This is a genomic window from Peribacillus sp. B-H-3, from assembly GCF_048572925.1.
Taxonomy (GTDB): domain Bacteria; phylum Bacillota; class Bacilli; order Bacillales; family DSM-1321; genus Peribacillus.
The window spans coordinates 4,408,952-4,430,159 of sequence record NZ_CP183879.1; the positions used below are offsets into that span (position 1 = coordinate 4,408,952).

General features: G+C 42.1%; 20 protein-coding genes. 8 read left to right on the top strand and 12 right to left on the bottom strand.

Annotation, left to right across the window (positions count from 1 at the left end; translation table 11 throughout):
• Positions 1 to 208: 208 nt before the first annotated feature.
• The 3 genes from modA to ACN6MY_RS22020 form a co-directional block, all read right to left on the bottom strand.
• On the bottom strand, positions 209 to 982 hold the full coding sequence (modA, locus tag ACN6MY_RS22010; RefSeq protein WP_419884250.1) for a molybdate ABC transporter substrate-binding protein: 774 nt from the start codon (positions 980 to 982) through the stop codon (positions 209 to 211).
• Positions 983 to 1,232: 250 nt separating this feature from the next.
• Positions 1,233 to 2,852 carry a diguanylate cyclase domain-containing protein gene (locus ACN6MY_RS22015; RefSeq protein WP_419884251.1) on the bottom strand — a complete coding sequence of 540 codons (1,620 nt, stop codon included), beginning with the start codon at positions 2,850 to 2,852 and terminating at the stop codon, positions 1,233 to 1,235.
• Between the two features lie 103 nt (positions 2,853 to 2,955).
• Positions 2,956 to 4,131 carry an ATP-binding protein gene (locus ACN6MY_RS22020; RefSeq protein WP_419882053.1) on the bottom strand — a complete coding sequence of 392 codons (1,176 nt, stop codon included), beginning with the start codon at positions 4,129 to 4,131 and terminating at the stop codon, positions 2,956 to 2,958.
• A 348-nt stretch (positions 4,132 to 4,479) separates the two neighbouring features.
• Between ACN6MY_RS22020 and ACN6MY_RS22025 the strand changes: the two genes are divergently transcribed.
• The gene (locus ACN6MY_RS22025) at positions 4,480 to 4,998 is read left to right on the top strand and encodes a MerR family transcriptional regulator (protein WP_419882054.1); all 519 of its coding nucleotides are present in this window, start codon (positions 4,480 to 4,482) and stop codon (positions 4,996 to 4,998) included.
• A 54-nt stretch (positions 4,999 to 5,052) separates the two neighbouring features.
• Here the strand turns inward: ACN6MY_RS22025 and ACN6MY_RS22030 are convergent, their stop codons facing one another.
• A complete protein-coding gene (locus tag ACN6MY_RS22030; protein WP_419882055.1) occupies positions 5,053 to 5,871 on the bottom strand; it encodes a class I SAM-dependent methyltransferase in 819 nt (272 codons plus the stop codon).
• A 95-nt stretch (positions 5,872 to 5,966) separates the two neighbouring features.
• On the bottom strand, positions 5,967 to 6,245 hold the full coding sequence (locus tag ACN6MY_RS22035) for an HNH endonuclease (RefSeq protein WP_419882056.1): 279 nt from the start codon (positions 6,243 to 6,245) through the stop codon (positions 5,967 to 5,969).
• 488 nt (positions 6,246 to 6,733) lie between these two features.
• On the opposite strand from ACN6MY_RS22035, the gene ACN6MY_RS22040 reads away from it, so the two are divergent.
• Genes ACN6MY_RS22040 through ACN6MY_RS22050 form a run of 3 tightly spaced genes read left to right on the top strand, consistent with a single transcriptional unit; the run spans position 6,734 to position 9,142 of the window.
• Positions 6,734 to 7,603, top strand: coding sequence for a permease (locus ACN6MY_RS22040; RefSeq protein WP_419882057.1), 870 nt, complete (start codon positions 6,734 to 6,736; stop codon positions 7,601 to 7,603).
• 14 nt (positions 7,604 to 7,617) lie between these two features.
• A complete protein-coding gene (locus ACN6MY_RS22045; RefSeq protein ID WP_419882058.1) occupies positions 7,618 to 8,457 on the top strand; it encodes a TIGR03943 family putative permease subunit in 840 nt (279 codons plus the stop codon).
• On the top strand, positions 8,438 to 9,142 hold the full coding sequence (locus ACN6MY_RS22050; RefSeq protein ID WP_419882059.1) for a DNA alkylation repair protein: 705 nt from the start codon (positions 8,438 to 8,440) through the stop codon (positions 9,140 to 9,142). Before ACN6MY_RS22045 ends, ACN6MY_RS22050 begins: the two co-directional genes overlap by 20 nt.
• Positions 9,143 to 9,208: 66 nt before the next feature.
• Here ACN6MY_RS22050 and ACN6MY_RS22055 read toward each other — a convergent pair whose 3' ends face one another.
• From ACN6MY_RS22055 to ACN6MY_RS22065, 3 genes are all read right to left on the bottom strand, one after another.
• On the bottom strand, positions 9,209 to 11,602 hold the full coding sequence (locus ACN6MY_RS22055) for a penicillin acylase family protein (RefSeq protein WP_419882060.1): 2,394 nt from the start codon (positions 11,600 to 11,602) through the stop codon (positions 9,209 to 9,211).
• Between the two features lie 243 nt (positions 11,603 to 11,845).
• Positions 11,846 to 12,682, bottom strand: a complete 837-nt coding sequence (locus tag ACN6MY_RS22060; RefSeq protein ID WP_419882061.1) for an STAS domain-containing protein — start codon at positions 12,680 to 12,682, stop codon at positions 11,846 to 11,848.
• Positions 12,683 to 12,865: 183 nt separating this feature from the next.
• Complete coding sequence (locus ACN6MY_RS22065; protein ID WP_419882062.1) at positions 12,866 to 13,732, bottom strand: STAS domain-containing protein; 867 nt, start codon at positions 13,730 to 13,732, stop codon at positions 12,866 to 12,868.
• Between the two features lie 203 nt (positions 13,733 to 13,935).
• On the opposite strand from ACN6MY_RS22065, the gene ACN6MY_RS22070 reads away from it, so the two are divergent.
• Positions 13,936 to 14,151, top strand: coding sequence for a DUF3006 domain-containing protein (locus ACN6MY_RS22070; protein ID WP_419882063.1), 216 nt, complete (start codon positions 13,936 to 13,938; stop codon positions 14,149 to 14,151).
• A 68-nt stretch (positions 14,152 to 14,219) separates the two neighbouring features.
• Positions 14,220 to 14,363, top strand: a complete 144-nt coding sequence (locus ACN6MY_RS22075; protein ID WP_177201347.1) for a hypothetical protein — start codon at positions 14,220 to 14,222, stop codon at positions 14,361 to 14,363.
• Between the two features lie 40 nt (positions 14,364 to 14,403).
• Here ACN6MY_RS22075 and ACN6MY_RS22080 read toward each other — a convergent pair whose 3' ends face one another.
• The 4 genes from ACN6MY_RS22080 to ACN6MY_RS22095 form a co-directional block, all read right to left on the bottom strand.
• Positions 14,404 to 14,688: a hypothetical protein gene (locus ACN6MY_RS22080; RefSeq protein WP_419882064.1), complete on the bottom strand. Its 285-nt coding sequence runs from the start codon at positions 14,686 to 14,688 to the stop codon at positions 14,404 to 14,406.
• 114 nt (positions 14,689 to 14,802) lie between these two features.
• Positions 14,803 to 15,132 (bottom strand): hypothetical protein, encoded by a 330-nt coding sequence (locus tag ACN6MY_RS22085; RefSeq protein ID WP_419882065.1) that lies wholly within the window; start codon positions 15,130 to 15,132, stop codon positions 14,803 to 14,805.
• 141 nt (positions 15,133 to 15,273) lie between these two features.
• A complete protein-coding gene (locus ACN6MY_RS22090; protein WP_419882066.1) occupies positions 15,274 to 16,485 on the bottom strand; it encodes an MFS transporter in 1,212 nt (403 codons plus the stop codon).
• 215 nt (positions 16,486 to 16,700) lie between these two features.
• Entirely contained in the window at positions 16,701 to 18,089 is a 1,389-nt protein-coding gene (locus ACN6MY_RS22095) for an amino acid permease (protein ID WP_419882067.1), read from the bottom strand.
• 885 nt (positions 18,090 to 18,974) lie between these two features.
• Here ACN6MY_RS22095 and ACN6MY_RS22100 point away from each other — a divergent pair.
• Positions 18,975 to 19,721: a glycerophosphodiester phosphodiesterase gene (locus tag ACN6MY_RS22100; protein ID WP_419882068.1), complete on the top strand. Its 747-nt coding sequence runs from the start codon at positions 18,975 to 18,977 to the stop codon at positions 19,719 to 19,721.
• A gap of 194 nt (positions 19,722 to 19,915) precedes the next feature.
• A complete protein-coding gene (locus ACN6MY_RS22105; RefSeq protein ID WP_419882069.1) occupies positions 19,916 to 21,202 on the top strand; it encodes a LysM peptidoglycan-binding domain-containing protein in 1,287 nt (428 codons plus the stop codon).
• Positions 21,203 to 21,208 lie beyond the last annotated feature (6 nt).

Consider the following 21,208-nt stretch of genomic DNA (forward strand, 5'->3'; position numbering starts at 1 on the left):
ATATGCTTTTCTGCAAAAAAAACAGTAACTTTGACAGATATTCTGCACCCGGCAGGCATTTTCCTCCAAAACTCGCATTTTCCTTAAAATGATATACGCAAGAATAGCCGTTTTAAACAGATAAAAGACATTCCCTTTTTGGGAATGCCTTCGTAAAAAGGATAGGCTTTTAAGTCATTCACAGGTTTTGCATCAATACAGCAGCCGTTTACTTATTCGCTCTCGTAAATCCGAACTTTTCAAATGTTTTCATCGATTGTTCATTTTGGAGATACTTAAAGAAAAGTTCAGCTTCTTTTGCATGAGCGCTTTTCTTAATCACACCTGCAGGATAAATAATAGGCCCATGAGTATTATGATTTGCTTCGGCTTTAATTTCTGCCTTGCTGGAGATCAGCGCATCTGTTTTATAAACAATACCTGCATCCACATTGCCTGTTTCAACATATGTAAGCACCTGACGTACATCCTTGGCATATACCACTTTGTTTTCTACAGAATTCCAAACCTTTAAATTTTGTAAAGTTTCCTTGCCATATTGCCCTGCCGGTACAGATTCAGGGGTGCCAAGTGAAATTTTCCCCGCTTTCGCAAGATCTTTGAAATCATTAATTCCTTGTTTTGCACCCTTAGGAACAATCAGTACAATTTCATTGCCGACCAGATTTCCCCCTTGATCTTTGTCTATTAACCCTTCATCCACCAGCTTCTTAAACTTATCCTCGGCGGCAGAGAAGAAAAGATCAACAGGGGCGCCTTGGGAAATTTGCTGCTGAAGTGCTCCTGAAGCACCAAAATTATAGTTGATTTTCACATTGTGGTGCTCTTTTTCGAATGAAGTTTTAATCTTATTTAAGCTATCCTGCAGGCTGGCAGCTGCCGACACCGTTAATACTACTTTTCCAGAGTTGCTCTTTTGTTTATCTCGACCTTTGTCCGTTTCATTTTTTCCGCACCCAGCCCCTATGAGGCATATAAGCATGACTAAAGATAAAAACAGATATAATTTTTTCAAACCCCATCGTCCCTTCCATACTAATCATAACTAAATATAACTTATTATCATTATTTGTAACATAAAACAGTTATGAATAATAAGAAAAGCAAATTTCCCCTTGATGAACCTTCGTTTTTTTTCTGCCATATGGGCCATAGATATAGCAGAATAAAAAAAGACTTTAATTCAGCTGGCCCCCTTACTGGGCCGCCTGAATTAAAGTTAATCAACTACATTATTCCGCCAATTCCCTTCCAGAAAAGTAAAACCGGTTTCTTCCATTGGCTTTAGCAGCATACAGTGCCTGATCAGCCAACTTCAAGACCTCTTCAGGATCCTTTCCATCTAATGGCCAAATAGCCCCGCCAATACTGCATCCTATATGTATCACCTGACCTTCAATCAAAAACGGCCTATTTAAAACCGAGATGACCTCTTCGGCCATCTGTCCTGCTTTTTCACGAGGTTGTTTCTGTTCATGCTCTATGACAGCAACAAATTCATCTCCGCCAAGCCTGCAAAGAAAGTCACCGTACCGTAAGGTTTTTCTTATCCTCACCGCGGCCTGCTTTATTAACAAATCTCCAGTATGATGTCCATAGCTGTCATTAACCGCCTTGAAACCATCAAGATCAAAGAAAAGAAATGTCAGCACATGCCCTTTCAGATCCTGCTCTTTCTTTAGTTTATCCATATAAAGAAGCAGAGATATCCTGTTTGGCAGTCCTGTAAGTCCATCATGATAGGCGAGCATCTCCATTTCTCCAAGCTGGGTTTCTTTCTGGCTAAGAGATAACACCATTTCCCGCAATGAAGCGGAAAGGATTTCTATATCTTTTATTCCTTTCATGACAGGAATATCTGTGCTATTCCCGGCACTTACCATGTTGGCTGCAGTGGTAAGGGACTGCAGAGGCTTTGATATTCTCCCTGCCACTGCCCAGCTCAATAGGGCAAAGATAACACTGGAAGCTGCACCCAAGAATATAATAAATCTTTGAAGTTCTTTAGCCTGGGCATATGCAGCAGCCTCAGGCTGGCGCACAATTACAGACCAGCCGAGCCCGGAATAATTTTTGTAACCTTTGCTTTTGGCAAAGCCCGTAACATATTTTTTTCCGTCCGGCCAGGTTACCGCTGCCCAATTATGTCCATTGCCCCGCGCCAGGTTCAGCGGTTTGCCTACCATATTTTTAGGTCCGAGCAGGATGATGTGATCCTTAGAGCTGATAACGAAAATTTCTATACCTTTTCTCTTTCCCTGCATCGGCCTTATAATGTCATCTCTTACTTCTCTGGACCATGTCCAGCTCAGGTGGGCAGCGAGTACACCCTTAAACCTGTTTTGGCTGTCCCTTATCGGTGTGCTGATATCAACAAATTGCAGCGGCTCTCCATTCGGGTTTGGCAATAGCTTAGATAAAAGTACAGCGTCATGGACATCACCTATATACGGCTTTTTGACGGCATTTTTAAATACAGGCCGTTCCGAAATATCTTTATTCGCCAAAATACGGCCGGTAGCTGCTGTCACTACTCCCTTATCATCTGTAATGCCAACCCAGGAAAATGAAGGGATGCGTTTTTTAAGCTGATCAAGTAAATGCTCATCACTATAATCTCCAGCATGCTGTTTTTGTGTTAACAGTTCACTAAGAACATCCACTTCACTGTATCTCGACCACATGAAGTAATCTAATTTATCTGCCATCTGAAAGGCGGCCCCATAAAGCAAGTTTCCAGCCTCCCCCTTAAGCACAGAAGTCGTCCTGCTTGAAATGGCACTGCTTAAAATTGCACAAAAAATAAGAATAAGAAAAGCAAAGCTAATAGCAAAAATAGTTCTTAGTTTCATAGACACAAGTGAGTTCTCCAATTTCTTTATTATTATTAGAAAACATGCTTCAAGGAGCCTGTACTGTAACTTCAGGCTCTCTGCGGCATATTGTATTCATTCTTTAAAATCGTTCATTTTTAAACGACGGCAAAGAGGTTGGGAAAGTTATCATAAATTCCGTTCCCTCGCCTATCCCGCTTTGAACCCTGATGCTTCCGTTCAAGGCGCGGATGATTCCATAAGAAACCATCATGCCAAGGCCGGTTCCTTTCGAGCCCTTTGTAGAATAATATGGCTCTCCTAATCTTTTAAGCTGTTCTTTGTTCATTCCGCACCCGGTATCCTTGATCCTGATATCAATCTGCTTTTCTGAGTAGTCTGTTTCGATGGTCAATATTCCGCCATCAGGCATTGACTCAATTGCATTTTTTATCAAATTTAAAAAGCATTGATGAAATTTTTGACGATTTCCCTGAATGGTCCCCACTACTGCAAATTCTGCAATTATTTCAACTGAAAATTGATTCGCAAGCGGCTGTAAAACGTTTATGACATGCCTTAGCTCTTTTTTCACATTCACCTCTTCCACATATTCAAGTGCAGGTTTGGAAAAGGTCAGGTAATCCTGGATGACTCTTTCAGCCGATTTCAATTCATCTTTTACCAGGGAGAGATACTGATTTCTTTTCGCTGCGCTAATTGATGATTCCTGAAGAAGCTGTACAAACCCAATTGCTGCGGTTAGCGGGTTCCTGATTTCATGTGATATGGCAGCACCCATTTGTTCAACCGCCTGCAGCTTTTCAGCTTTAATAAGCTGCTGATACATATGCAGATTTTTAATGACAAATTCAATGGAATAAGAAATCATAAATACGCCAAGCGGAGGAACAGCCATGTATGCGAAATACACATCCACCCAATTAGAGCGGGGCTGCAGGTATCCCAGCGGAACTACAGTCAAAACACTGATAAGAAAGGTAAGTGACACAGAAAAACCGATGCGCCTCCTTGGTCCCTGTTTCCAAAACCAGGGGTAAAGCTTCCATAAAGTTATTGCCAGCGGCACGTAGAAGCCAAGAGTAAAATAAAAGCCCTGATTGACTCCGTAAAAATAGCGGATTAAGATGACAGCCAACGAAGCAAGCGGCCCAATCCCTAAATAAAGGCCGCCTATCACTATAGGGACCTCTCTTAAATCAAACCGGATGTTTGGTGCTGCTTCATACGAAAAATACAGGCACATCCACAGGGATGCAATGAACCAAAAAATAGCAGATGATTTCGAAAAGGGCATTTCCCTTCTCCTATCTGACCAAATCAAGTAAATGAACAAAAAAATAAATAATATCACAAGCGTAAAGAAAAAATGCTTTGTCATTTCCATTCTGATCACCGCCTAAAGAGGTTCCTATGGAAAAATTCTACAGGTTTTTTCAATCTAGAACAATCCTATAATAGGTTATGTCGAATAATATTTTTTTCAGCCATGAATGACGATGCAAGTTCATCTGCCGTAGTTTTAACGGCAATCATGAAGAAAAACATAAAAAATACTCTTTCTTTGCTGAATGGAAACTTGTTTTGTCGCCTTGGAAGGAACCTGAAAGTTCTTAGAGAACTGAATGTTCTAAGGAGGGATCTTATGAATACAGTTGCAGCAGCAGAATTATTAGGAGTTTCACCAAGGACCATCCAGCGCTGGGTGAAGCAGTTTAATCTCAAAATGGAGAAAAACGAACTGGGGCATTATTCGTTTACCGAGGAGAACATCAATCAATTAAGAGAAATACACGCGCAATCAGCAAATCCTATATCCCCTGCTGATCATAAAGATAACGAAAAGCCGAGAAGAAAAGGAAAAATTGATGCATCTGAAGATAGCCGCATTGCTGAAAATCTCATGGCCCGGTTCAATGAAATGGAATCTAGGCTCGAATCAAAGGCAGATTCGGTAGTCACTTATCAAATACTCCAGCATCGGCGGGAAATAGAAGATCTGCAAAGCCAAATCAAGGCACTAACTAAACGCCTGGAAAAAGCTGAAAATACTGCAAAAGGCACTTCTTCATCACCCGCTGGGGATATGGCCATTTTTGACGGCGGCAGCCCGCAAAAGAAACAAAAAAAGAAAAAGCTGCTTAGCACCCTATTCAGTTTTTGAAAGCACAGCACTTTTATGGTGCTGTGCTTTCCCCTTTCATGAACACCTTCAGCTTCAGCCTTTTTTTCCTATATAAAGCAAATGTGATGAGATGCCTAATATATACGGATCTGATGCTTTTTCTACAATCAATCTTCTAACCTTGCTTAATTCTTCCTGTCCAGCCTGCTCCCAATAATTCCAGCTTTCCTGGCTGAGTGCTGCACCAACGTTGGATCCAATCAGTTCCAGAGTGCGAAAACCCTGGGACTCCATGAACGGCTTAATTTCTTCCAGTTCAAAATAATAAACTCCTGTAAATCGTCCTGGGTCAGCATGATTGAACAATCCGGTTGAATTAAACTCGTTAATAGAATCCATTTTGTCATTAGGCTTCCATGAGAGCGGATTTTGCAGGGAGGTAATCAAATGCCTTACCCTTGACATACATGCCACAAAAACAATTCCGTTTTTTTTCGTAACTCTGTGAAGCTCACGGACAGCCTGGATTCTGTCCCTTTCCTCCTGCAAATGATAAAGCGGGCCAAGCATAAGTGATGCATGATAAGTATTTTCAGGCAAGCCTGTTAACTGCCTGGCATCTCTTGCATAAAATCCTTCAAACTGGTGTGATACATTCTGTTCCTTCGCTTTTGCCTGTGCAGTCTCTACCATCTTGGGAGTCAGGTCGGTTAAAGTAACCCTGTAGCCCTCATCCGCCAGCTTAAGTGCATATTTTCCGGGCCCAGCCCCATTATCCAGCACCCGGCCCTTTTTTGGAAGGTGCTTTTTCATATAGTGCCAATTAACCTGGAACTCCAGCGGCTCCCTGTCAAGGCGCCCCCACTCGTCATAATTACTATAATAGGAAATTATTTTATCTGTTATATTCATTTTCATCCTCCCCAAACTATGAGCATTGTTTGCATATGATGATATTCTGCTAAATGAATGAATATCCTTTATTTTCCTCTTTGCTATTTCCTATTTTATTTTTGCTTCGATTTTCTTGTTTTGACCAATTTTTGAGGAGGCTGCTTTCTGATCCATTTTATATACTTTTTAATTTCTTCATCATCCTGAAGTAAACCAATGGTATACATCCGTACAGCCAATTCTTTATTTGAATACAGAGCATGTATCTGTTTGTGGCAGGGCTTGCACAATAAAGCCGTAGGCAGATGGCTTCCCCCTTCTTCCCTTGGTGTTAAATGATGAATGGTCAGTTCTGTATGATTCCTTCCGCATAATTCACACTTGCCGTTCAAATTCCATCATCCCTCTCTCTGATTTATTAAGTGAACCTCCATCAATGGAGGGAAACCTCTCAACCTCTCATCTCCTGCTTTAAATCCTTCGAATAACCCTGTCTTGACGCTATCTTAACTGCCGTGAAGCGGGAAAAGATATATGCAGATATACCATGAGTATTGCCCTGATCCTTCACTTAATGCCTGAAAAGAGGCAAGGCTCTATCCTAAAGCCCTATACTGATAAGATGCCAGTCTATATCTCACGGTAATGAAAAATTGACTTAGGTCATATCCTTCTCTACTATCTTAATGAATGGCTCTGTTAAACCTGCCTGATGATTTCCGCTTAAGGCGATCCTCAGCAGGCAAGTTCTTCTCTTGCATCTGCCGTGTCCTTAACCCGCTTTCACGCAGTCCTGCAACTATCGTGCTAATCATCATTAAGCTGCATTCAACTGAGCTTAACAGAGCATATGAATAAAAGTTTTGGAGGAACGGCCCGTATGAGTCAATCACTACTGCAAATGAACACGATCTTTATCAGTATTTTAATAGAAGCACTGCCATTCATCTTATTGGGAGTTTTAGTTTCCGGTGTGATACAGATTTTCGTCACTGAAGAGATGATTGCAAAGATCATACCAAAAAACCGTATCTTATCTGTTATTGTATCCACCCTGCTTGGAGCTCTGTTTCCAGCATGCGAATGCGGCATTGTCCCGATTGCAAGGCGCTTAATATCCAAAGGAGTGCCGCTTCATGCAGCGATCGGCTTTATGCTGACCGGGCCTGTCATTAATCCAATCGTCCTTTTTTCCACCTTCATCGCCTTTGGGAACAGCTGGAAAATGGTGCTGTACCGTGGAGGCATTTCCTTTTTGGTTGCATTGATTGTCGGACTTATTATTTCTTATCAATTCAAAGAATCCCAATTGAAGCATGAACATGTATCCCATGTTCATATGGATACCTTTAAGTCAAAGCTTATGGCGATGCTCAAGCACTCTATTGAAGAGTTCTTCTCGGTAGGAAAATACCTCATCATAGGGGCGCTGATTGCCGCAGCCGTCCAGACGTTTCTTAAAACATCTGTACTGCTTGATATTGGGCAGGGCCAGGTATCTGGCAACATGGTCATGATGGCAATGGCCTATGTGCTGTCTCTTTGCTCTGAAGCGGATGCCTTTGTTGCCAGCTCGTTCAGGAGCACCTTTTCCACAGGCTCTCTGGTAGCCTTCCTTGTGTTTGGTCCCATGCTCGACATTAAAAATACCATCATGCTGCTGGGCACCTTCAAAGTGAAATTTGTCCTTTATCTGACGCTGTACATCATCCTTTCGGTTCTTGGCCTTACTTTATTGTTTAAATTTTAAAGAGGTGTTTTTTTATGATTCGGTTACTTATCTTGATTGGCTTTACTTTTTTATTCATGCATTTGCATGCCTCTGGAAATATTTCGAAGTATATTAACATGAAATATGCCTATATCTCGGAAACCGCCATCTATATTTTGGCTGTTTTCACCTTGATTGGATTATATTTATATGTAAAAGAAGATGACAAAAAAAGCTGCAGTGATGATTGTCATTGCGGCAGCGATCATTCCCATGAAAACAAGGGCTGGAAGAAATATCTGACGTATATTTTATTTCTGATTCCGGTCTTCACAGGGCTTTTCCTTCCTGTGGCAACCATGGATTCAAATATCGTCGCAAAAAAGGGATTTCATTTCCCTGTCTATAATGACACAGACCAGTACAGCCAGCATCAATTTCTCCAGCCCAATACCAGTCTGTACTATGGAACTGACGATTATCAGACTCTTATGGACCGTTCATTGAAAAAACTTGATAAAAAGGGAAAGCTTGAATTGAACGACAGCAACTATCTGAATGATCTCGAAACCATCTATAATTATCCTGGGGATTTTACAGGCAAGACCATTAAACTGAATGGCTTTGCCTACCATGCTGAGGATGTGGCAAAAAACCAGATCTTCCTGTTCCGCTTCGGAATTATACATTGTGTGGCCGACTCAGGCGTGTTCGGCATGCTGATTGATCTCCCGGAAAACGTAAAAACCAAAAATGATGATTGGCTTTCTGTCACAGGCGAATTAGATACCGTATATTATCAGCCATTCAAAAAAACAATCCCTATTCTTAAGGTAAAGTCCGTCCAAACGATCAGCAAGCCGGAAGATCCTTATGTGTACAGAAAATATTAAAACTATAGAAGTGGAGACAGACGCAATGCTTACCCTGCTGCTTCAGGAAAAGTTCGAGCAAAACCGTGACACAGCACAGGCTGTGCCGATGAGCAAATATATGAAAAACCTGTTCCCTTTTTTAGGAATAAAAACTCCACTGAGAAACGAACTAACCAGACAATTTTACTCTGAAACAGAAATATTAAAGAAACCCTTTCTTCCGGAGCTTGTTCTTGAGCTTTGGGAAAAATCTGAGCGTGAATATCAATATGCGGCACTGGACTATATCAGCAAAAAACTGAACGTGCTGTCAAAAGAACATTTCCCCCTGCTAAAACAGCTTATTACAGAAAAATCCTGGTGGGATACGGTAGATGCGCTAGCAGCAAAGCCTGTTGGAAAATTGGCTTTCCATTATCCGGAACTGATTGCTGAGAACCTAGATGAGTGGAGCACTTCCAATCATCTTTGGCGCAAGCGGACTTCCATTCTTTTTCAGCTTAAATATAAACATCAAACAAACGAAGAACTGCTTTACCGGTATATTCTGCAAAATGCAAACAGCAGGGAATTCTTCATTCAAAAAGCTATAGGATGGGCGCTGCGCGAGTATTCCAAAACAGCACCTGACTCAGTAAGACAATTTATCGGCACCCATACATTGGCCAGGTTAAGCATACGCGAGGGCAGCAAATATCTATAGCCGAAATGGCCTGCACTTCATCATAGAAAAGGGAAGACATCAAATGGTGCCTTCCCTTTTCTTATGCTATGGTTTCAATGTCAAGATATCCCCCTTAGGGTTTTTAAGGATTGTCTTATGATACGTTCCATTTGCCCAGTCATCCATTTGGTCATGATACCATCTGGATTTTACATTTCCTGATTGTCCAGGCCCGACAAGATGATAGGCTTCGTCCATATGGCTAAGATCTATTACAAATCGCCAGGAGCCCCCATGATTCACTATTCCTTCCTCTGTAAATGCAGCAGCCTGGACAGTGACACTGCTTCCCCCAACAGGAAAGGGTGCCTCCCTGTTAAATAATAAATTCAGCGGCGCGACACTTGAGAGTGGATGGGTAAATTGAATTTGATGATAATCTCCCCATTTCCAATCCTCCATTTTTTCCCCTTGCAGTTTTCCAGCCTGTTTTATTGTCTTTTCAAGGGACAGTTCCAGAACTTTTCCCAATCCTCCCGCTTCCTTCACCCAGGGGCCCGGCTTTCCTTCAAGCCCTCTTCTCAGCAATTCATCTACTGCCTGTTTTTTGCCTTTAAAAAGCTTTAACGTATCTTCAGGTATTTGCTTTGACAGCAGCACATCTGATATATTCTGCATCCACAGGTTAAAGATCAGCGGGGCAGGGGAATCCTTCGAGTCAATAAAATTCCAATCTTTTAAGATCGCCAGCGCCTGCTTATCCCTGCTGCTTTTAATATGTTTAAGTTCTTTACCAAATTGCGGAACAAACTCCCTTGCCTGCAGATTCATTTGATCCATCTGCAGATTTTCCATATCCTTCACAGTCAGGTGATCGTTCGCTTTCAGCACTTCCTGTATGCGCATTTGTCTGTACGGCTGGGCCCAGTTATTCGAGATATGATACGGATAGTCATCGGAAATCACTTTATTGTTAGCGGTTGAAATGAAGCCTTCACTTGGATTGACCGTTTTTGGCAGCTCATTGAATGGAATATAGCCCTTCCATTCATACTCATCCGTCCAGCCAGGAACCGGAAGCATGCTGTCGCCTTTTTTCCGGATTGGAATTTTTCCATTTGCCTTATAAGCTATTGTCCCGTCTTTTGAAGCAAATACAAAGTTTTGGGCCGGTGTCTCAAATTTCAGCAGTGCTTTTTCAAAGCTGTTCCAGTCCTTCGCTTTATTCATTTTCAGCACTGCCTCCAATTCAGAGGAAGGATCTAAGGCGGTCCACCTAAGTGCCAGAACCGTATTCTTTCCGCTTTCGCCCGCAAATTCGGATATGACTGGCCCATGCCGTGTTACCGTTACCTTATAGTCGATTGTTTTTTTATCTTTTATTTTTATTGGCTCGCTGACGATAGATGCCTTTTCCCACTTGCCCTTATAGTAAAATTCATTCTTCCGCACCGGATTTCTTCTCTCTATATACAGATCCTGGACATCAGGGCCTGTGTTGGTGACTCCCCAGGCAATATTCTCGTTATGTCCAAGAATAATTCCTGGAACGCCCGCGAAAATGACCCCGCTTACATTTACACTCGGGGCTTCCAGATGCATTTGATACCATATTGAAGGAGTTGCAAGACCCAGATGAGGGTCATCCGAAAGAAGAGGTTTTTTGGATGCCGTTTTTTGGCCGCTGACTACCCAGTTATTGCTTCCGTTGTATTCGAATGGAGTAACTGCGTGTGCAAAGCTTTTTTCAATATTCAGTTCTGATTTCCCGATAATATATGGTGCGCTTCTTGGATAGCTTGGAAAAAGATCATATGCTTTATTCTTTGGGAAAGTCTGGAGCAAATATTGCCTAAAGGCCTGATCCTCCCAGTTTCCGCCTAAATCAAACGCCATATATTTTCCGATGGTGAGGCAATCTGCAGGCGTCCAGGGTTCTGGCTTATATCCAAGCAGTTTAAATTCAACCGGCCATTTCCCATTTTCCTTTAGTTCTTTAATATAAGCATTTACTCCTTCTGAAAAGGATTGAAGAGCTTCCTTTCCTTTTGGAGAATATTGCTTATAAGATGATTCGGCAGCCCTTCTTAATCCCAGTGTGCGGAAAAACTTGTCATTTTCTGCAGTTTTGTCGCCAATCACCTCGCTCAGCCTGCCCGAAGCCTGCCTCCTGCTCAAATCCATTTGAAACAATCTGTCCTGTGCCTGTATGTAGCCCTGTGCCATAAACAAATCATGTTCATTTTTTGCTTTAAGATGAGGGACACCGCTTGAATCTCTAATGACAGTTACTGACCCCAAAAGGCCCTGCAGCCCGATTTCCCCTTTTGTTACAGGCAGTGAACGGGCGAGATAAAAATTCGCGCCGGCAAACGCGGCGAGCAGCAGCACTGCCGCTATGCCCAGTACCCATAAAAGCCGTTTTCCTCTCTTTTTCTTCGTTTTTATCTGAGGTACAGCAGCATCAGCCATTTTCAGTCCCTTCTTTCCAATTTTCATTTTCCCGCTTTATCACCCGCAATCCATCCTCTCTCTGCTATGGAAAGTTCTGCAATCAAACCTAAATGAAGATTGCCCTAAGCGATCCATTCAACTGGCCGCCAGCCAAAATGGGGCTGCGGGAATACACTGTAGACGCATTTCTATTATATTCTCTGTTACCATGCTTATTTCCTAATTTTACTATCCTGTTTTTCTCTGAAATCAAAAAAAGCAGAGACATCAAGTCCCTGCTTTTTCTGCCTATTCACCATCCAGCTGATAGTTCTTTAAAGCGGCAGTCAAACTGGAATAGACAGCGATATTGTCCATGTTTATTTCCAGTTCTTCAATTTTTTCTTTTATTTGCTGGCCAATGCCTATAAAAGCTGTTTCCACTTTTATCTTTTTCAGCATAAGAGACAGCTGGCAAATTTGCTGCATAGAATCATCCGCACCGGTTAACCCTGAAAAATCAATGAAGAGCAGACTGACATTTTTGGATGCGCAGTGGGCGATAATATGTTCTTTTATCACCTTGGCCCTTTTCGTATTCATTTCTCCAAACAGCGGCATTAAATAAGCAGCTGAAGATATCGGTATGATTGGTACGGTAAGAGAATAAATAATTGTATTCTGCGCATCGATTTTATTGGAGCTCTCTTTCTGAAAAAAGCCTAAAAGCGCTTCTGTAATTTCGTCAAAGGCTATATAAACAAGATCGCTCCATAGCATAATTTCCTGATTGGAAATTCTGCCGGAATTCATCTCCACGAATTCACCAATGGCCTCCCAATATATCCCCCGGAGCTTTTTCACCTGATGGGCCAGCTCAGAAATCGAAGAATCCTGATTTCCATGCTTGGCCACCTGTTCAATCCAATCCTGCAAAGATGAAAAAAACAGCCCTCTATCTACTAAAAAGACCTTATGCAAATGGATGATGAACAGCTGGCTTTGCACCCGCAGTTCATCAAGCCTGACTGAATCAGACGAGGTAAACAATGAATCAAAATGATGATTAAATGTTTCAATCCACCGGTCTGCAATATCCGTTGAACGATCCAATAAAAAGTTATATAATTCCTTATTATTTTGCATCCTACCATCCCCAATATAAAAGCAAAAGCAAGGAGAGAAAAAGCTGCCCGGCTTTCCTTACTTTATGTCCAGCTTAATCAAGCAGTTTATACCATACTCCCTTTTTATTATCTTCAAAAAAGGAAAAGCAAAACATTATTTTACTATTTCCGGCGCATCAGGAACGCCTGAAGTACTTTGCGCCTATTTGGCCTGTGCGGCCAGGGCCATGCCTTTTTCATTAAATAAATCATACATTGCCTGCCTGAAGGTTCCAAACGTTTTTACATCATTAACAAGCCCCAGTTCTACGATCTTTCTAGCCGCACCTGGAGAAAACCCTGCAAATCGCGGTTCAGTTCCTATCAATTTCAATGATTTCACCAGCTGATCCAGAAGATGAAACATAAAGGCATCCACATCCTCCGTCAGTCCGGAAAAATCCAGAATAATATACTCAGCATTATTTTCAGAACAGCTTCCGAGCACATTCATCTGAATAGCTTCCATCCGCGAAGCATCGATCCTGCCAATGAAAGGGACCAGCAGGGTGCCTTCTAAAACAGTCTGGACAACAGGAGCAGAAAGTTCTTCTATTAACATTTTATTCTCTTTAATTTGCAGTGCCGCATCATCCGCTGCTGCTGCATTTTCCTTAAAGCTTGCAATATAGCATTCACTGATGCTGATTATGGATGCATCAAGCACTTGATCTACAATGGAAGCTGCCTGAAGCAGCGCATTTGCAGATAATCGCTGCTGATTTACTTCTTCCTCGAAAAAATTCCAGAATGCTTGACGGGCCGTCTTCGTGTTTTCTAGTGCAGATTCAAGAGTATGCCCAGAAAAAATGAGTATCTCCCCAATTTCCTTCGCCTTTTTTTTCATTTTATCGATGGCTGTACCCAGGTCCCCTGACAATGCTTCAGCATGGATTCCGATAAGCTCGCTCCTGATTTTTACCATATCATTCCGGGAAATTTCTGAGCCTTCATATCCCGCGCCCATCTTTTCAGCCATTTTAACTTTTGCGGCGCTTAATCTTGTTCCTATATTTTCTATATTTTTCATAGAATCCTCCAGATTGTTATATCTATATACCCAAAACCATCGCTTTATATGTAAAAACATTACACTTTGTTTCTGTAAAATGCCACTATATTAGTTTTACAGACAGTATTCAGCACATTCTCTCCCGATGACGGAAAAATTTTTGTTTATAAACCAGTGAATCGGGAATACCACCATTAATATAAAAAGGAAGGTGATTAAAAATGGATGAACTGAAAAAAGGCTTCATTAAACGCTTTGAAGGTGATTACGGAATTGTGGAAATAGACGGTGAAACCGAAGGCATACCAACAAATCTTTTTCCAGCGAATGCAAGACCTGGAGATTCTGTAGAACTATTCGGAACCATGATTACCATTATTGAAAACGAAACAGAAAAGCTGAAAATCGAAATGGAAGAAATCATTGCCGGCATTTAATTCATGTTTATCAGGAGCCTCTCCGGGTATGGAAATACTACATGATGCATACTTCCGGGAGGGATTAGATGAGCGAAAACAGAAGAGACTACGAAGCCGAGAATATGACTGATTTGGTCAGGCTGATTAATTCAAAGAACAACGCTGGAAGAATCAAAAAAATTCTTACCGAGCATAAACAAAAAAAAGAAGCCTCTAAAAAGAGAGGCTGAAAAATAAAGCAGCCTGGCCCCCTTTTATGGGGGCTAATTGCTATTTCTGGCCAGCCAATATGATCAGGTATATGACCACTATAACCAAAACACCTGAAATGCCGGCGCCAATCATAGAAAACCATCTTGCTTTTCTATCTTTTTCCCTGAAGATTCCCGTTACGCATAAAAAACAGGAAAGATAGGCAAGCAGCAAAAATATCAGCCCAATCGCCCCGTATACCAGCATCGGCAGGGAGAATTTCAGCCGGACCAGCGCATACAGCACAGTTCCGGTTAAAAGGGCAGCCACACTCAAATAAAAACCCGCAATACCTTTTTGCAATGCTCTAACACCCCATGAAACCAGTCTGATAGTATCATAACATCTTTTGCGTGCATACGATGCTGTATTTTTTCGGACGAACCTCCTGCTATTATGTATATAGTACAAATACCTCTACTTTTTTCTCTGTATATCGGTCACATGATTCCCCTTATACTCAATATAAACTGTATCCCCTACACGATAGTCAAGATACCGGCTGCAATCGATTTCCAGCGTTTTACCGTTGCTGAACTCCATCGCGCATGAATTGCCTTCTGCTGTTTTGGAAACGCTGATTACTTTTTTGGTTTTAAACCCCACAGCTTTTCCGTTTGCATATTCGGGATAATACTTTTCATTAATCCGCACCTTTTCCATACCGGAAGAATCCTGAAAAAAAACAAAAAGCAAAATGGCCAGCATACCAGCTAATCCTGCGAGTACAGATGATTTATATTTCAATTTATCTATTAACCTCTCTTCTTTTCAAAATGAGCTCTCTATGTATTTATCCCATTTAAGAAAATATATTCATAAACTGCAAAAAATATGACGGGCGAGTTTTAGATTAATAAGAGAAGATGCCTCGAAGCCTGCAATGACTCAGCTGTCTTCCCGCAAAAAAGCACTTTCTGTTTTGCCGATGAATAGTGCCAGAACAAAGGCTGAAGCAAGCAAAATGCCAGCCGCGCCGATTACACCTCCCCATCCATAGCTGTGAAGGAACACCCCTCCTGCGGCACCTATTAAGCTCGACCCCGCATAGTAAAATAGCAGATAAAAAGAAGAAGCCTGTGCTTTTTCATTTTTATTTGCCAATATTCCAACCCAGCTGCTCGCGATAGAATGGGAACCAAAAAAACCGAATGTAAAAGCAGTGAGCCCAGCAATTTTCATCACAATGCTTCCGCTTAACGTCAATGCGCCTCCCGTTATCATCAACATTATTCCTGCAGATATGACTCTAGTTCGGTCCATCCGGTCAGCAAGCTTGCCCATCCAGGCAGAACTGAAGGTGCCTGCAAGATAAATGATAAAAATAAATCCAACGAGGGTCTGCGACAAGTTATAGGGAGGCTCCATAAGCGGAATTCCTGCATAATTATATACGGCCACAAATGAACCCATTAATAAAAAACCAATGGTATAGAGGATCAGCAGCCCTCTATTTCTCAAGTTGTGAATCAGAGAACTTTTTATGCTTCTGAGCGATATCGGGTTTGCCATGATATGTTTTGAGGACGGCAGCATCATCCAAAAGGCCATGCTGATCAGCAGGCTTAATGCCCCCAGACAGCCTATTGCAATATTCCAGTTCAGGAAATCCGATAATGAACCCACAATCAGCCTGCCCGCAAGTCCGCCGATGCTTGATCCGCTGACATAAATCCCTATTACATAGCCAAGGCTCTTCGGATGGAATTCCTCAGTAATATAAGCCATGGCAATGGAGGGGAATCCGGCTAATGCCGCTCCTTGTACAGCACGGATGGCAAGGAGCAGGGGAAGGCTGTGAACAAAGCTGACGCTGATTGAACATAGAGCTGATAAAGTCAATGCAGTCCCCATGATCCGTTTTCGGTCACCAATCCCAGAAAAAATCGATATAATGAACAAACATATGGCAAGCATGCCAGTGGAAAAAGAAAGTGCAAGACTGGCTTTTGCTGGCAGTATATGAAATTGCTCTGCAATGACCGGAATCACCGGCTGTGTACTGTATAAATCTGCAAACGTTACAAAGCTTCCAAAAAACAAAGCCAGGATGGTTTTTCTGTACAGTTTTCCTGGCGGTGATATATACTCCATATCCATTCAGACCTTTCAAGTAGAAAATTGTTCTTTATCTTAATCCTTTTCTGTGTGTGTGTCCAATGTACAGACTTCAGCATTTTTAAATGAGGGCTTTTTGAAAGAACCCTTCCTGCTCTTTCGCACTGCCATTATTGTCTGACAGACTTCGAAATTAAACGGCCCGCATCTGGAAAACTAAAAAGCTTCATCATAAAAATTATGATGAAGCTTTTTTATTAACGCTGATTAAGATGGCTGTGTTTTTTACCATAAAAGAGATAAACAGCAAGTCCTACGATCAGCCATATGATAAAGGAAATCCAGGTAATCGCAGGCAGGCTTAATGTTAAATACACACAAAACAAGGCGCTAATTGCAGGTAATACCGGCACGAAAGGAACCCGGAAAGATGCTTTGATTTCGGGATGCTTTACCCTAAGAACGATAATCGCTATTGATACCAGCGTGAAGGCAGCAAGAGTGCCCATGTTCACCAAATGTGCAAGGGTCGTCAGGTCGACAAATCCTGCAATGGCAGCAGCAACAATGCCAGTCAGCCATGTATTTGAGAAAGGAGTTTTGTACTTTTTATGGACCACAGACAAACGCTTGGGAAGAAGTCCGTCACGGCTCATTGAATAAGACAATCTTACCTGGGCATAAATCAGGGCAAGCAATACAGTCGTAATTCCTGCAACAGCTCCTACTGAAATAATTCCTGCCATCTGATCCTGGCCGACAGCTTTTAATGCAAAAGAGACAGGATCTCCGACATTTAATTTTGTATAGGGCACCATTCCTGTCAGGATAAGGGAAACAACCATATATAAAATTGTACAGATACCAAGGGAAGCAATGATTCCAATTGGCATATTTCTTTTTGGATTTTTCACTTCTTCAGATGCCGTAGCAATGACATCAAACCCAATATAAGAAAAGAAAACTGTTGCGGCACTTGTAACAATCCCTTTAAAGCCAAATGGAGCAAACGGAGTCCAGTTCTCAGGTTTGACATAACCAGCCCCCGCTGCAATGAACGCCAGGATGACGGAAAGTTTTATAACTACCATTACATTATTAAATCTTGTACTCTCTTTGACACCTCTGCTTACTAGTGCTGTAATCAGCAAGATAATAATAACGGCCGGAAGATTAATAATTGCGCCCTTCCCTGTCCCGGGTGCCTGGGTTAATATATCTGGTATGTATATGCCAAAACCGGCAATCAGCGACTGAAAATAAGAGGACCAGCCAGTAGCCACGGCTGAAACAGCCAAAACGTATTCGAGCATGAGGTCCCACCCGATCAGGAAGGCAAAAATTTCACCAAGGGTAGCGTATGTATAGGTATACACACTCCCTGACACCGGAACAGCCGACGAAAACTCGGCATAGCACAAAGCAGCCAGGGCGCAGGCAACACCAGCGATAATAAATGAGATAAGCAGCGCAGGACCTGCACTTTTTGCAGCGACCACTCCTGTAATCACGAAGATGCCCGTCCCGATTACGCAGCCTACTCCCAAAAAGATTAAGTCCAGCAGACCTAACGAACGATTCAATTTTTTCACTTGGCTTTTTGCCACCAAGTCAGGAATTGACACTTTACGAAAGATTGAGTTCATATAATTCTCCTTGAATGCTAATTTAGTTAAGAGATTGAATTGTCTAAATATTTTAATTTTTTAACGATTCAATATTTAAAGGATATTGTCGTTCTTTGTCGAAGTCAAGACTTTTATCGTAAAATAATATAATAAGGTCTTTTTTATCAAAAATAAACCAATGACTTACAAAAAAGCGCAAGCGCCTTGATCAGCCCGTGTAGCAAATAGAGTTTTGACCTTAGAGGCGCTTTTTGCCTCTCAGGGCAAAACATCTACCAAGGAACGAAGGCTAATTACTCTGCGTCCTGCAGAAACGCCTTCATGACCTGCATCGTGCAGGCCTCAGCGGGCTAGGCGCTGGAGCTGGATTACAAAAAAGCGCAAGCGCCTGTTTGAGGAACAAAGACTCAGAACGCCGCGTCCTGCTGCACCGTCTTTGTGACCCCCATCCTTCCCTGCTTCCACTAAATTTTAAAAACAGGCTTTCAAATCCGTTTATTTTTGAAGCAGGGATGACACTCTGGAATATACACGGAAAGCCCCTTCATTGCGCTCCTAATATCTTACCTTTTAAATCATCTTTTCAAACAATCGCAGGCGCAAGCAATTCTGAAGCGGACATTAGATCCTTGTAAGGACTCCCTTGCGAAAGATTTAAAAAATCCCCGTCTCTGGAAAAGAGACGGGGATGCCCGCGATTTACTCGTTTATTTCAGAAGTGTCTTCTGCCTTTCTAGAGCGGAATCCCTGCTGTCCCTGCCCGTGTGCCATCCTTTGCTGTCTGCTCTTTTATTTTCGGAAAATCATCTTTTCGGTTACTCTTGTTTTTCAGTTTCTTTTTAAGTGTAATTTCAAAGACAAGGGAATAGAATAATAACTAATGTAAAACAAGGAGGGTGACACATGAAGAATGTATGTATATTTGCCCACAGAGGTTCCAAAGGAACACATCCTGAAAATACCCTCTCTGCATTCGAAGAAGCTTTGAGAAGCGGTGCAGACGGGATTGAGCTTGATGTCCACCTAACCAAAGACGGGGAATTGGCAGTAATCCACGACGAAACTATCGACCGGACCACTACCCTGTCAGGCTATGTAAAGGACTATACAGCCGAAGAGCTGAAAATGGCTGATGCGGGAGTGAAATTTTCTCCTTCTTTTAAAAATGAAAAAATACCTTTGCTGAAGGAAGTATTTCAATGGGCCTCAGGCACCTCACTTATCATTAATGTTGAACTGAAAAATGATAAATTCCCTTATGCAGGATTAGAGGAAAAGGTTATAGAGCTTATCCGCGGATATTCCTATGAAAAGAGGGTCATCCTTTCTTCTTTTAACCATGAATCTATCAGTATAGCCCAAAAAATAGCTCCTGAAATCGAAAGTGCCCTTTTATTTGAAGGACTTCCGGTTAATTTTGAAGAAGTGCTTAAAACTAAGCAAGGAGCAGGCTTTCATCCAGCACTGGCCGCCCTCACAAAGGAAATCACAGCAAAGGCCCAGACTTTAGGCTGCAAGGTCCGCCCTTATACAGCGAATTTAGAAAGTGATATTATCTATCTTCTGGAGCTTGGTGTTGAGGGATTGTTTACCGATTTTCCTGCAAGGGCCATCAGGCTTGCATCTAAATTCCAGGAGGGCAAGAACTAAGTCTTTTACTGTGCACAGCTGCCATTTCATAGATTTCACAGTTATATTTCCAATATATAATTAGATTCATTCAAGCGGTTTTTTCCTTTGATATCATTATATGAATTTCCCCGCATAAAATGATTATAGCGTACACGCCCTAACAAAATGACCTTAAAGCATATGGCGAACGTGATTAATTAGGAGGGAAGCTGATGCAAATACATGTGGTTGCTTCTAATGAAACTCTGTCAAGCATTGCCCAGGCGTATGGAACCACTGCTGAAAGAATCGCAGAAGCAAATAAAGTGCCAAATCCTGACCGTCTGGTTATCGGGCAAACACTTGTTATTCCGATTACCGGCCGCTTTTATTTCGTCAAAACCGGTGACACGCTTTGGAGCATATCGAGGAAATTTGGAATTTCATATGAAGAGCTTGCCAGAATTAATGGAATTCCGGTCAATCAGCCGCTTTCCTCCGGCTATCGCCTATATATACCGCCAATGCCAAAAACGGAACGGGAATTCAATGGTTATGTAGAGCCTCTTGGAACAAGCGTTACAAAAGCACTGGAAAACAGCGCAATAGAGGCAGCACCTTACTTAACCTACCTGGCTCCCTTCAGTTTTCAGGCAAAGCGGGACGGCAGTTTGAAAGCCCCTCCTCTCAATAATTTTGAAAGCATTGCGAGAAATAATCGAAATGTACTGATGATGGTAATCAATAACCAGGAAAATGGCCAATTCAGCGATGAATTGGGTAAAATTCTGTTAACAAACCCCGCTATACAGACTGCATTTCTAAACAATATCGTGAGAACTGCCAAGCAATATGGTTTTAGGGATATTCATTTTGATTTTGAATATTTAAGGCCGGCTGACAAGGAAGCCTACAACCAATTCTTGCGGACTGCGAAGGCGAGATTCAGCCAGGAAGGCTGGCTGCTGTCCACCGCGTTAGCTCCCAAGACGAGTGCAGCCCAAAAAGGAAAATGGTATGAAGCACACGATTATAAAGCACACGGCCAAATTGTCGATTTTGTCATCATCATGACGTATGAATGGGGATACAGCGGCGGGCCTGCCCAGGCCGTTTCACCAATAGGACCGGTCAGGAAGGTTCTCGAATATGCCATTACCGAAATTCCCCCATCAAAAATAATAATGGGCCAAAATTTATATGGCTACGACTGGACACTTCCCTTCGTCCAGGGATCACAAGCAAAAGCACTGAGCCCCCAGGCAGCCATTTTGCTTGCCGGAAGATACAATGTGCCCATTGAATATAGCAAAACTGCCCAGGCCCCGCATTTCAGCTATACGGACAGCCAGGGAAAGCAGCATGAAGTATGGTTTGAAGATGCCCGGTCCATCCAGGCTAAGTTCGATTTAATGAAAACATTGAATCTCCGCGGAATGAGCTATTGGAAGCTCGGATTGCCTTTTCCGCAAAATTGGCTTTTAATCAGTGATAATTTCAATGTAAGAAAGCGGAGCTAGTTATTG

Bases quoted from the DNA above. Each gene is read 5' to 3' on its own strand.
- modA (WP_419884250.1), bottom strand. From the start codon at position 982: ATGCTTATATGCCTCATAGGGGCTGGGTGCGGAAAAAATGAAACGGAC.
- ACN6MY_RS22015 (WP_419884251.1), bottom strand. From the start codon at position 2,852: ATGAAACTAAGAACTATTTTTGCTATTAGCTTTGCTTTTCTTATTCTT.
- ACN6MY_RS22020 (WP_419882053.1), bottom strand. From the start codon at position 4,131: ATGCCCTTTTCGAAATCATCTGCTATTTTTTGGTTCATTGCATCCCTG.
- ACN6MY_RS22025 (WP_419882054.1), top strand. From the start codon at position 4,480: ATGAATACAGTTGCAGCAGCAGAATTATTAGGAGTTTCACCAAGGACC.
- ACN6MY_RS22030 (WP_419882055.1), bottom strand. From the start codon at position 5,871: ATGAATATAACAGATAAAATAATTTCCTATTATAGTAATTATGACGAG.
- ACN6MY_RS22040 (WP_419882057.1), top strand. From the start codon at position 6,734: ATGAGTCAATCACTACTGCAAATGAACACGATCTTTATCAGTATTTTA.
- ACN6MY_RS22045 (WP_419882058.1), top strand. From the start codon at position 7,618: ATGATTCGGTTACTTATCTTGATTGGCTTTACTTTTTTATTCATGCAT.
- ACN6MY_RS22050 (WP_419882059.1), top strand. From the start codon at position 8,438: ATGTGTACAGAAAATATTAAAACTATAGAAGTGGAGACAGACGCAATG.
- ACN6MY_RS22055 (WP_419882060.1), bottom strand. From the start codon at position 11,602: ATGAAAATTGGAAAGAAGGGACTGAAAATGGCTGATGCTGCTGTACCT.
- ACN6MY_RS22060 (WP_419882061.1), bottom strand. From the start codon at position 12,682: ATGCAAAATAATAAGGAATTATATAACTTTTTATTGGATCGTTCAACG.
- ACN6MY_RS22065 (WP_419882062.1), bottom strand. From the start codon at position 13,732: ATGAAAAATATAGAAAATATAGGAACAAGATTAAGCGCCGCAAAAGTT.
- ACN6MY_RS22070 (WP_419882063.1), top strand. From the start codon at position 13,936: ATGGATGAACTGAAAAAAGGCTTCATTAAACGCTTTGAAGGTGATTAC.
- ACN6MY_RS22075 (WP_177201347.1), top strand. From the start codon at position 14,220: ATGAGCGAAAACAGAAGAGACTACGAAGCCGAGAATATGACTGATTTG.
- ACN6MY_RS22090 (WP_419882066.1), bottom strand. From the start codon at position 16,485: ATGGATATGGAGTATATATCACCGCCAGGAAAACTGTACAGAAAAACC.
- ACN6MY_RS22095 (WP_419882067.1), bottom strand. From the start codon at position 18,089: ATGAACTCAATCTTTCGTAAAGTGTCAATTCCTGACTTGGTGGCAAAA.
- ACN6MY_RS22100 (WP_419882068.1), top strand. From the start codon at position 18,975: ATGAAGAATGTATGTATATTTGCCCACAGAGGTTCCAAAGGAACACAT.
- ACN6MY_RS22105 (WP_419882069.1), top strand. From the start codon at position 19,916: ATGCAAATACATGTGGTTGCTTCTAATGAAACTCTGTCAAGCATTGCC.